Origin of the sequence: Sphingomonas prati (assembly GCF_014643515.1) — a bacterium.
GTDB classification, from domain to species: Bacteria; Pseudomonadota; Alphaproteobacteria; order Sphingomonadales; family Sphingomonadaceae; genus Sphingomonas_R; species Sphingomonas_R prati.
On the sequence record NZ_BMJP01000001.1, the window covers coordinates 515,692 to 527,738 of the forward strand.

Consider the following 12,047-nt stretch of genomic DNA (forward strand, 5'->3'; position numbering starts at 1 on the left):
CGACTTTATCGTGCGGCGCGATCTCGAGACCATTCTGGCGTCGTTTGAGCCTGAGTGCGGCCTAGACACAGCCACCTAGGCCGGAAGGCCCGACCCCAGCTTGAACAGGTCCTGATGCCTCGCGCTCGGGCCTAACCCCTTTTGCCCGCCGGGCGAAAACCCCCGCTGATGCGGGTCACCACCATGGAGAAATATCATGCCAAGTTCGACTTCGGCGGGCACCACGATGGGCGTGTCCGTCGCCGCACCCGCAACCATGGACGCCGCCGGTTACACCGCGCTGACGTACACCACCGTCGGCGGCATCGAGAGCATTCCCGCTTTCGGTGCGACCAGTGCCGTCAACAGCTTCCAGCCGCTTGCCGGGCCGCAGGAAAAGCACAAGGGGCCGGTCAACTACGGATCGCTTCAGATCCCGATGGCGACCGACAGGGCGGACGCCGGCCAGACGATCATGAACACGCTGGGCGAGCCCGACAACAACGCGATGGGCTCGTTCGTCGTGACGTTCCCGAACGGCGACAAGCGATACTTCCGCGGTCGCGTGTTCGGCTCGCCGGAGACGGTCGGTTCCGCGACCAACGTGCTGATGACCAACTCGACGGTCGAGATCAACACGAAGGTCGTGAAGGTCAACGCCGCCTAACCCTTCCCGAGATCCGGCGCCCGCGACGCCGGCATCCCCTCATGTGTCGATCCGGTCCGCTGTCGCGGGTCTGGGCCGGGTCGGCGCACCATCCTCCCGCGAAGGACGCATCCCATGGACATCACCCGTTACAAGCCCGCCCTCACCTCGTTCATGCATCTCAAAAGCCCGGACGAAGAAGAGCCGCTGTTCGAGACGCTCAGCACCAATCCGGACGAGATCCTGAAGGAAGCGGTGGGCATCACGTTCCACAGCGCCGGCAGCCCGGCCTATGAGGCGGCCGTCGCCAAGCGCACCAATCGGTCGCTCGTCCGCAGCAAGAAGAAGGCGGAACTCACCGCCGACCTGCTCCGCGCCGACACCGTCAGCTTCCTGACCGACGTCACCGTGTCGTTCCACCATCTTGACTATCCGCCGGCCGAAGGCGCGATCGGCGAGGATCTGTTCCGCGCCGTCTACGCCGATCGTGAATATGGCTGGGTCGTCGAGCAGGCGAACGCCCACCTGGGCGACTGGTCGAATTTTACGAAGGGCTCGGCGAAGAGCTGAGCCTCTACGTCCGTCAGGTCGCCTGGCTGCTCGCTATCCCCCGGTGGAAGGATGGCAGCGGCAAGGAGACCAAGCTCCCGGCCCGGATGGAAGGCTACAAGGCCCGCAAGGCCGACCCACCGCTGCCGCCCCTCACCGCTCGTCACGTGTTCGACTGGCTGATGGAGGTTGGTCCCGCGGATGTCGGCGCCATGGGGCAGGTCCCGCTCGGCTGGTCGACCATCCGGGACTGGGCGGACGGCACGTTCCAGCGGCTGTCCGCGTGGGAGTTCCGGACCCTGCGGAAGCTGTCCGCCGAATATCTCGCCGAACTGAGTGCCGCCGAGGATCGCAACCGACCCGCGCCCTGGTCGCCGGGTCGTGCCGACATCGATCCCAAAACCGAAGAGCAGCAGCTGCGCGCCGTGCTTGGCTGAACAGAAAGGAGGTCGCCATGGGTCAGAAGATTGCTTCGCTCGAAATCGAGCTGGCCATGGCGACCGGCGGAGCCGTGTCCGATCTCAACCGCTTTGGCGGTGTCGTCGACAAGGTCAGCGCGCAGGCGATCCGCGACCTGGACCGGATCGATGCCGCGACCAAGGGCGTCGGTGACATGACGCCGGCGACGCGGCAGATGGTAAAGTTCGCTGAAGAGACGGCGAAGTCGGCAATCAGCGCAGCTCGGGACTTGGCGCGCGTTGAGGCGGCGGGCGAACGCATGGCGGCACAGCTGGACCGCCAGCTGGCCGCCTATGGCAAAAGTTCGTCGGACATGCGGTCGATGAAGGCGGAGGCTGCTGCCCTCGCAGCCGAGCAGTCCGGTGCATCCGAACTGGCGTCGCGCATCCGTGCCAAGGAAGCCGAGCTCTACGACAAGGAGTTCGCCGCCATGCGGCGCCTGCGGCAGGAAGCCGATGCGCTGGCAGAAGAGCGAGCTGCGGCAGCGGCGATCGCGGCGGCTGCAGCCGAGCGCGACGCGACCGCGGCGCGCGAGGCCGCGCATGCGCACCAGATGTTCGAGGCCGCGGTCCGATCCGGCGTAGCGGCGATGAAAGACGCCGATGCCGTGCAGCTGGCCGCGAAGCGCGATGCTGAGGCAACGGCCACACGCGAAGCCGCCCATGCCTATCAGATGTTCGAAGCCGCCGTCCGCTCGGGTGCCGCGGCGATGCGGGAAGCCGACGCCATTGACGCGTCCGCGCAGCGCGAGCGCGACACGATCGCGACCCGCGAAGCAACGATCGCCCATCAGTTGTTCGAGGCGCGTGTTCGCGAGGGCACGGCCGCCATGCGCGCTGAAGAGGAAGCGGCGCGCAGGGACTCGGCAACGCTCGACCGTTTACGCGAGATGCTCGACCCGGCCGCAGCGTCGCAGAACCGGCTGAATGCCGAGATGGCGGAAGCCCAGCGTGTGATGCTGGCCGCCGGTCACAGTACCGAAGAGGTCGCGCGCGCGCAGGCCCTGATGATCCAGCACAACGATGGCGCGGTCCGCAGCACTGGCCAGGTGAAAGCCGGCATGCAGCAGTTGTCCTACAACCTTAACGACGCCGCGACGATGTGGGCCATGCAGGCCAACCCTATGCAGATCTTTGCGTCGCAGGCCGGTCAGACGATGCAGGCGGTCCAGCTGATGTCCGGGGAGGCCAAAGGCTTCCTCGGTTTGATGGCGGGGCCGTGGGGACTGGTAATCACGACGGCGATCGTCGCGCTCGTTCCGTTGATCGCGAAGATGATCGAGATGAACCGTGCGGTCGACGACGCCGTCGACAAGCTGAAGAAGCAGGCGGCCGAAGACGAGATCACGCGCAAGGCGCAGGACCGGTACAAGGTCAGCGCCGAAGGTGTCGCGGCCGCAATCCGGGACGGCACGCTGGCGACCAAGCAGTCACTGGACGCTCTGCGTAGTTCCGCCGAGGCCGCGAATATCCTCGCGAAAGCCAACCTCGCCCGCGAGATCAGCATCCGGCAGGTCACGGCCGCCGAGCTGGAACAGGCCAAGGTTCTGGCGGAGAATGCCAAGGCGACAAACATCTTTGCCGGCGGACCGGGCGGCGCCCAGTCCCTCGTGTCTGCGCAGTACGGTGCGCGCGTCGGCGAGCTGGAGAAGAAGCTGGCCGAGCAGCTTAAGCTGATCGAGCAGGCGCAGCGGCGGGTCCAGTTCACCCGTATCGACCTGGCTGCGGACGCCGCCGCGCGCGCGACGGATCCGTTGGCGAAGATCAACCATCAGTTTGACCAGCAGGTCGAGGCGGCGAAGCGGGCGGCTGCGGCGCAGGCTGCAGCTGGGCACGCGGTAGATGCACGCCTGACGCGCGAGCTGACAGCAATCGAGACCGCACGTGATGCCGCCGTGAAGGCAGAACAGGACCGGACCTCGGCTGCAAAGGAAACGGCCAAGCAGATCGGTCGAAATATCACTCTGTCGGAAGCGCGCGGCATTGCCGAAAGCGTCGGCGGGCGTGTGACCAGCGACCATCGTTCGCTGGCCGAACAGCAGGCGCTCTATGCCAAGTATGCCGCCTACAAGGCGGGGAACGGCCCGTGGGCGGCGCTTGCGGCGAAACCCGGCACCAGCAACCACGAACTGGACCAGGCTGTCGACGTCGCGAAGGGCGGCGGCGTCACGCTGAAGAAGCTGGTCGACGCGTACCGCACGGCCGGGGTCAGGGTGGTCGAGGCGCTGGACGAAGGCAGTCACTTTCATATCGCCTGGAAGAAGGTGGGTGAGCAGGCGCGCGATCAGACCGCCGAACGGCAGGAAGCTGCCCGTGCCATCAAGGCCGTCGCAGACTTCCATCAGGACCTGGCCGAGCAGCACGGCGAGTATCTCGCCGAACAGGCCCGTGACACGCGAGAGCTCATGGAGACATGGGGTAAGCCGATCCACGGTGTTGACGTCACGGACAGCGCCATGGCGAAGATCGGAAACTGGGCCGACCATCACGGCCCGATCGCCGAGATGAACAAGGCGCTCGACGAGCAGGCGCAGTGGTGGGACGAAGTCGGTCAACGTGCCAATGAGGCTGCGTCCAGCATGGAACGCGCCTTCGGCCGCGTCGGCGGCGCGATCGGCGACGTTACGGTCCTGCTCGCCGACTATGGCGCTCGGCAGGCCGAGATCGATCGCGCGGCAAAGGATCAGACCGATCATCGTCAGCGGTCGAGCGAGCTCGAACTGTCGACGATGATCGGCCTGACGGGTGCCGCCAAGACGCTCTTCAACGAGCGCAGCGCCGGATACAAGGCGATGGAAGCCGCCGAGAAGGCGCTGACCCTCATCCAGTTGGCCCGCACAGCGGTCGACGTGGCGGGCGGTGCTGCAAAGATGTTCGCGCAGCTCGGTACGTTCGCGTTCCCAGCCGTCGTCGCGATGGGCGCGGTCATGGCCGGGCTCGGTTTCGCAGTTGCGACCGGTGGCGGTGGTGGCAATGACTTGCCCGCAGCCAACGAGGGCACCGGCACGGTGCTCGGCGACACGGACGCAAAGAGCGAGAGCATCCAGCGGTCGATCGACCTCCTGGCGGACATCGACGATGCCACCCTCGGTGTCAGCCGCGACATGCTGTCGTCGCTGCGGTCGATCGAGGACAGCATCGGTGGCCTGTCGTCGCTGCTCGTGCGCGCCGGCAACGTCAATGCGAGCGGCGGCGTCAACGAGGGCTTCAAGACGGACGCGGTCGGATCGCTGCTGAGTAAGATCCCGGTGATCGGCGGTCTGCTCGGCAACCTTTTCGGTAGCAAGACGACGGTGGTAGGCAGCGGCCTATATGGCGACAGCCAGTCGGTTGGCGACATCCTGTCCGGCGGGTTCGACGCGTCCTACTACAGCGACGTCCAGAAGAAGAAGAAGCTGTTCGGGCTGACCACGTCGACGAAGTACAGCACCAGCCTGACCGGTGCGGACGCCGGGATCGAGGACCAGTTCACGCTGCTGCTGCGGCAGTTCTACGACACGATCGGCGCGGCGGCCGCGCCACTCGGCCAGTCGCTCGACGCCGTGCAGGATCGCCTGCTCGGCTTCACCGTCGACATCGGCAAGATCGACCTGAAGGGCCTGACCGGGACCGAGATCCAGGAGAAGCTGGAGGCGGTGTTCGGCGCGGCGGCGGACGGCATGGCGGAGGCCGCGATCCCCGGCTTGTCGCGCTTCCAGAAGGTCGGCGAGGGCGCGTTTGAGACGCTTGTGCGGGTCGCGTCCACCGTCGAGCAGGTCGACGCGGTGTTCCAGAAGTTGGGCGTGACGTCCGGCACGATGGGCGTCGATATCGACATGGCGGTCTCCGGGCTGTTCGACAGCGTGTCGGACTTCACCAGTGCGGCGGACAGCTACTTCCAGGCGTTCTACTCCGACGCTGAACAGGCTGCAGCGCAGACCGCCCAGATGGGTCGGGCGTTCGCGGGGCTTGGGCTGGCCATGCCCGAGACGCTGGCCGGTTATCGGGCGCTGGTCGACGCGCAGGACCTGTCCACAGCGGCGGGTCAGCAGATGTACGCCACGCTGATCCAGCTGGCCCCGGCGTTCGCGGACCTGAAGGGGTCGCTGGACGGTGCGGCGTCGGCCGCCGCCATCGTGCGCGAGCGCGAGGATCTGAACAAGCAGCTGCTCGAGCTGTCCGGCGACACCGTCGCGATCCGGGCGGCCGAGCTGGCGAAGATCGACCCGAGCAACCGTGCGCTGCAGGAACAGGTCTGGGCGGTCCAGGACGCGCAGGAAGCCGCCAAGGCGGCAGAGCAGCTACGCGATGCCTGGAAGGGCGTCGGCGACGGCATCATGGACGAAGTGAAGCGGATCCGTGGGCTGAACGATGCCAGTGGCGGCGGGACGTTCGCGTCGCTGATGGGGCAGTTCAACGCCGCGAACAGCGCCGCGCAGGGCGGCGACATGGACGCGGCAAAGAGCCTGCCGCAATTGTCGAAGTCGCTCCTCGATGCCGCGGCACTGGCGGCGACCAGCCGGCAGGAACTCGACCGGGTCCAGGCGCAGACGGCAGCGATGCTCGAGGCGACCTACGCGACGATCGGCGGCGACGATCCGGCCGACACGTCCAGCACCAGCACGGCTGCGGCCGCGCTGTCCGCTGCCCAGGCCAGTGCCAGCACCGCCGCCACGAACGACAGCCTGCTGAGCGAACTGAAGGCCCTGCGGGAGGAGATGACGGCCATGCGGAACGACAACAACGCCGGCCACGCCGCGACCGCCGGCAACACCGGCGCCGTCCGCCGCACGCTGGAGTCTGTCACGGCCCCGGGCGGCGACGCGATCGCAGTGGCGAGCGCCGCATGAGGGTCATCACGCCGGCCGGCGAAACCATCGAGCTCGGCACCACCGAGACCGGGGCCACGATCGGGATCATCGACTACAGCCGCCGGGTCACCGACGACTATGGCGTGACGACGGTCGTTGAGCGCGGGTTCGCGCGGAAGATGTCGGTGCGGCTGAAAGTGCCGTTCGAGGCGGTCGACGGCGTCCAGCGACGGCTGGCCGACCTGCGCGCGACATCGGCGCTCTGGGTAGCGGACGACCGGTTCGCGACCCTTCGCATGCAGGGGTTCTACAAGGATTTCTCGATCGACCTCGCCACTCCGCCGAACAGCTATTGTTCGCTGTCGGTCGAGGGCCTGGCAACGTCCGATCCGGTCTCGGACAGTGGCGGCGACCCGGCCCCGGACGGTCAGGCGTCCACGCTGCAGCTGCTGCAACCGGTCCGGATTGCGGGCGGGATGTTGGTGGCGAGCAACGTCGACGAGACCGACTATCCTGAATGGTCGGCCGGCACGGCCTATGGCATCGGCGCGCGCGTCATCCGGTCGGCAACGCACCGGATCTACGAAAGCACGGCCGCCGGTAACGCCGGCAACCCGCCCGGACCCGGCTCGACGGCATGGTTTGACGTCGGCGCCACTAACCGGTGGGCGATGTTCGACGAGGCGTTGGGGTCGGTGACCTTCTGGGACGGCATGATCGCCGTCACCATTGCCCCGCAGACAGCCGTAGACGGGATCGCACTCCTCGACGTCACGGCGGATCGCGTCCGGGTGCAGGCCGCAGGCTATGACCGCACCGTTGTTCCCACGGCCCGCCCCGGCTCCGCGCTGTTTCTCGATCTGCCCGCCGGGTCCGGCAATGTCACGGTGACGGTCACCGGCGGCGGCACGGTCACGGTGGGTACGCTGCTGATCGGCCGCCGGCGCCGGCTTGGTATCACCGGTGCATCACCGACGGCCGGCATCACGGACTATAGCCGCAAGGTGGTCGACGACTTCGGCGAGGTCACGATCGTCGAGCGCGCATGGGCCAAGAAGATGAGCGCGAAGGCGCTGATCCGGACGGACGCGGTCGATGTCGTCTTTGACCGGATCGCCGCGGTACGTGCGCGCCCCTCGCTCTGGATCGGGCAGGCCGGGATCGACAGTCTGACGATCTACGGCTTCTTCAAGGATTTCTCGATTGAGGTGGCGGCAGGCGTCAGCACGCTATCGCTGTCGATCGAGGGACTGAGCCGGGCGGCACCGATAGCCCCGCCGATCGCTCCGGGGAACGGTTCGGTCGAGTGGCCGGACGTGAAGGATACGGACGGCAAGAAGCCGGCGGACAACGCCGATGTCACCGAGGATGCGTTGCCCGGCCTGCTGCCAGATGCGCTGCCGTTTGCGTATCAGAAGCTAACATGGCGATCGCCGACCGAAATAGACGAAGACCTGAACGGTGCCATCGACACACTCGCCGAGGCGACCCTTCGCAACGAGGTATTCCGCGGCGAACTGATGGAGAAGACGACACGGCCGGACGGCACCGACATCTACCAGTATATCGACGGCCTCGGGTTGAAGACGGACCAGCATGAGGCGTTCGTGGCGCTGATGCGCGCGGTCGGCACTGACGGTTCCGCCAAGTTCGGACTGATCGCCCGGGGTGACGGCGGCATCGTCGGCATCGAAGGTTTCGCCCAAGGCAACGTCCGCCAGCTGTCTTTTGTCAGTTCGCAGTTTCTCTTCACGGATAACAGCGGCACCGTCAGCCGCAACGCGATGGTCTACGTCAACGGCAAGTGGATCATGCACGCGCTCGAGGTCGACACGCTGAAGGTGAACACTGCGGTCGCACCTGTCCGTGTCGTTGCCGGATCCTACGTCGCCGGTAAGTTTGCAACGCAGACCGGGTTTGCCGAGCCCCGCTCCGCACTACTTACAGCGGCCATCGTCGTGCCGGTCGCCGGGTGGGTCGAGATCACCGCAAAGTTCGTCCAGGGGCAGACTGCCGGCAACGGGCCATGGTCCGCCTGCGTGGCGATGAACGGCGTCGATGACACTTACAGTTTGATTGGCGACGGGTTGTCGCAGGCCAACAACTTCACCCAGGGCAGCTTCTACTGCCCGGCGCCCGGTACGTACACAATCACCCTGCAATGGGCAGCCTACACCGGCGTCCAGATCCGCGAGCGGTCGCTCTTCATCAAATTCTTCCCGTTCACGGAGTAGCGAAATGAAATTGTACGCAGTGCTCTATGACGATGCCGGTGAAATCCGGCAGCGCATGTCCGGTGGATCCGAAACCATCGCTGCGACCGCCGAGGCCTTGGGTCTGCACAGGATGATTGTCCCCGACGATGGGGCATATGAGCAGACGCACGTCGTGATCGATCGGATGATGGTGGAGAAGCCGGCATGATCCCGGTCGATGAAGAGAGCTTCGCGGGGCTCGTCGCACGCTTCGAAGAATTGCTCGACCGCCAGGATGCGGCCGTCATGCGCGTGGTTGTCATGACGATCGCAAGTCCGGGACCGGTCGATCTTTCGACGGCCGATCATGGCGGAAAGCGGATCCGCATCAACAGCGTCGGGGTCTGCGACGTCAGGCTGCCCCAGAGTTCCCCGGTCGGAACGGTGTTTTTGCCACGCCAGACCAACACTGGCCAGCTTCGCTTCCTGCCGTTCGGAACGTCAGTCCTGCGGAACGGATTGAACCATAACGGCACCGCCCGGCAGTACGCCGCGGTGAGTCTGACCTGCGAGCGCAACGACGACGGCAACTCGGCCGTCTGGATGCTCGACGGCGACACGGCGGCGGTAGGCTGATGTTCCAGGCAGGCTTCTTCCCAACGATCGTCGCGATCGCGCCGTCCCGCGTCCCACCGGTGCAAGCGCGCTACATCGCTCCATCCGGTACCGGCGACGGAAGCAGTTGGGCGAATGCCGCGCCCATCACGGCCCTGAACGATCTGATCGGGCAGCTGACAGTCACCGGTGGCGAGGTGCGCGTTCGAGCGGACGCCGGATCGTACACCCTGCCCGGATCGCAAATTGTGCTGAACAAGGGCGGGACGCTCGGCAAGCCGGTCATCATTCGCGGCTCGGACGTCCTTGGACAGGCGATCGCGGCCGAGATGCTCGGCAACCGCCAGTCCCCGCGGTGGCAACCGGGCGGTGCGACCGGCGCGGAGCAGATCTGGTTTAACGCTGGCGCGAGCAACCTCATCTTCCGGGACTTCCGGTTCCGCAATGCCGGCACGTGCTTCCGACTGCGCGAAGCGAACACGAACCTGCTGTTCGAAGACATCCGTGGCGACAATATCCGGCGCCTGATTCAAGGCAGCGGCACCAATGCGACGATCGTCGGCCTGACCATCCGGCGCTGCTCCGGCTACGGTTTCTCAAAGCAGTTCATCCACGTCCGCTACGACAGCAGCAACGTGCTGATCGAGGACTGCTACGCCGACGCCGAGATGCAGGACGGCGACCTGTGGTCGGCAGGCTTCGTGCTGGACGACACGGCGCACGACGTCACGATGCGCCGCTGTGTCGGTCGGAACTGTGTCTACAACGCCGGGACACTCTACTGGAACGCCGACGCGTTCGCCGGCGAGGGCGGCAACTACCGGATCAAACTGTACGACTGCGAAGCACACGACTGCACCGACGGCGGCTACGATTTCAAAAGCGAAGTCGAACTCTTCAACTGCATCGGCGACGGCAACAAGCGGAACTTCCGCATGTGGGGACCGGCGACGCTTTACGACTGTATCGGTCGAAACCCAAAGGATCGCGGCGGCACCGGGTCGGCGGGCCAGGTCTATTCGTACAACAAGATCGGTTGCGTGCGGGTGAAGGGCGGCTCGTTCACTCAGCAGGCCGACAACATGCTGATCCCTTTCCACGTGTTCGACTACGGCTTTCTGACGATCGACGCCGCAGCCCAGGCCGGGACGGTGAAGCCGGCCAGCGTCCCCTTGTGGACAGACGAGGGGCGCCCCGATGCACTCTTCACTATCTGGGACGTGAACGACACCACGTTGCCCCAAATCACGACGGACCTAAACTTTACGGTCGACGAGAACCTGCCGCGCACGTTCGACATCGCGATGACGGAAGCGGCGTCCATCGAGATCAGCGGGCCGGACCGGGCGAAGTTCGAACCGCAGGGGCGAAGCCTCATCATGAAGCCGCAGGACTTCGAAGCGCCAGGCGGCCCGTCGGTACTGGGCGGCAACGTGCTGCGCATAACCCTGACGGCCGTGGATGCGAACAAGAACCGTTCGGTCGCAAAGGCGATGAACGTCATCATCAACGACGTCGCCGATGATCCGATCGCACCGGCGGAGGCGTTCGGCTATTCCGGATCGGACGGTGCGTGGTTCGACATCGGGGATATGTCGACGCTGTGGGCGGACGTGGCGATGACGCAACCTGCGCAGGTGGGGGGGTTGGTCGCCGCCGTCACGGATCAGAGCGGTCGGGGACACCATCTGCGGCAGGACGATCCCGACCGGCAGGCGCGGCTCCGGCAGGTCAATTTCACGACGTATTTGGAGTTCGACGGATACCAGACATTTTACCGGCTGGGTTCGCCGGGCGACATGCGGTTCCCTGCGTTCACCATGGTCCTGTCGATGATGCGCGACGTCGACAGTTCGACCGGCCTGACGATCGCCCTGTTCTTCGGCCGCCGCGGTACCACCACTTCGCTCGACACCAACGGCACCTTTTGGTTTGGCCCGCGAGGCGGGACGTCGGCGTCATTCCGCACGACCGGCACGAACGGGACGAGTAACGGTATCGGCACCGTCTCCAACAAGGCGGTGGCCCTGTCCTACCGGACGAGCGATGGCATCGTGCGATCGAGCAACAACACGCTCGGCGTCGGGATGGCGACGATCATCGATGCCCAGGACGTTGCCGCCAATCCCTACCCGCTCACCACCGAACAGCCGCTGGTCGGCGCGCGGTGGACGCCCGAGACTGGCTACATCGATTTGCTGAACGGACGCCTCTACGGCCTAGCGGTGCTGAACGCGGCAGTCAGCGACGACACCCGGTTCCGCATCGAGCGCCAGCTCGGCCGCACCGGCGGTGTCTCAATCTAGCCCCAAAACCTCACAGGAGAAGACCAATGATCAAGATGCTCTTCCGGGCAGCCTTTGCGCTGTCCGTCGCTTCGCTATGCCTGCCTGCCGTGGCGCAGCAGCCGATCGCTGCCCCGGCTGGCTTCGTACCCAAGCAGGCGATGACCTTCGCCGATGCCGACGGCAGGGCGGTGACCGTCAGTGCCGCCACCCCGCTGCCCGTGGGCGGCCTCGGCGGCGGCGCAGGGGGTAGCAGCGGCCCGATCACCTATGCCGACATCTCGGTCACCCTCTCCGCATCCCAGTCGACCGGCGCGGCGTCGGTCCTCCCCGCCAGCACGACCCGCAAGGTGCTGATGATCAACCCGCCAACCGACTGCACCCTGCGGATCAGCAGCGGCGCGGGCGGAGGTTGGCCGCTGTTCGGCGGGGTGCCCAACACGATCGCGGCCGGCGAGGTCCCGGCGAACGCGCTCTACATCACCGGCCTTTCGGCGGGTGCTGCTGTTACTGTCTGGGAGGGTTGAGCG

Annotated in this window: 9 protein-coding genes; all 9 read left to right on the plus strand. The window is 66.1% G+C overall.

Annotated features, from left to right (window positions below; translation table 11 throughout):
• The first annotated feature begins 196 nt into the window (after positions 1-196).
• Entirely contained in the window at positions 197-646 is a 450-nt protein-coding gene (locus IEX50_RS02295) for a hypothetical protein (RefSeq protein ID WP_157177313.1), read from the plus strand.
• 114 nt (positions 647-760) lie between these two features.
• Positions 761-1,195, plus strand: coding sequence for a hypothetical protein (locus tag IEX50_RS02300; RefSeq protein ID WP_157177314.1), 435 nt, complete (start codon positions 761-763; stop codon positions 1,193-1,195).
• Between the two features lie 86 nt (positions 1,196-1,281).
• Positions 1,282-1,611, plus strand: coding sequence for a hypothetical protein (locus tag IEX50_RS02305; RefSeq protein WP_184075072.1), 330 nt, complete (start codon positions 1,282-1,284; stop codon positions 1,609-1,611).
• 17 nt (positions 1,612-1,628) lie between these two features.
• The gene (locus IEX50_RS02310) at positions 1,629-6,461 is read left to right on the plus strand and encodes a D-alanyl-D-alanine carboxypeptidase family protein (protein ID WP_184075070.1); all 4,833 of its coding nucleotides are present in this window, start codon (positions 1,629-1,631) and stop codon (positions 6,459-6,461) included.
• Positions 6,458-8,656, plus strand: a complete 2,199-nt coding sequence (locus tag IEX50_RS02315) for a hypothetical protein (protein WP_157177316.1) — start codon at positions 6,458-6,460, stop codon at positions 8,654-8,656. The genes IEX50_RS02310 and IEX50_RS02315 overlap by 4 nt, the downstream gene beginning before the upstream one ends.
• Positions 8,657-8,660: 4 nt before the next feature.
• Complete coding sequence (locus IEX50_RS02320) at positions 8,661-8,846, plus strand: hypothetical protein (RefSeq protein ID WP_157177317.1); 186 nt, start codon at positions 8,661-8,663, stop codon at positions 8,844-8,846.
• Entirely contained in the window at positions 8,843-9,253 is a 411-nt protein-coding gene (locus IEX50_RS02325; protein ID WP_157177318.1) for a hypothetical protein, read from the plus strand. Before IEX50_RS02320 ends, IEX50_RS02325 begins: the two co-directional genes overlap by 4 nt.
• Positions 9,253-11,538, plus strand: coding sequence for a right-handed parallel beta-helix repeat-containing protein (locus tag IEX50_RS02330; RefSeq protein ID WP_157177319.1), 2,286 nt, complete (start codon positions 9,253-9,255; stop codon positions 11,536-11,538). Before IEX50_RS02325 ends, IEX50_RS02330 begins: the two co-directional genes overlap by 1 nt.
• A 26-nt stretch (positions 11,539-11,564) precedes the next feature.
• Positions 11,565-12,044, plus strand: a complete 480-nt coding sequence (locus tag IEX50_RS02335) for a hypothetical protein (protein WP_157177320.1) — start codon at positions 11,565-11,567, stop codon at positions 12,042-12,044.
• Positions 12,045-12,047: the final 3 nt, after the last annotated feature.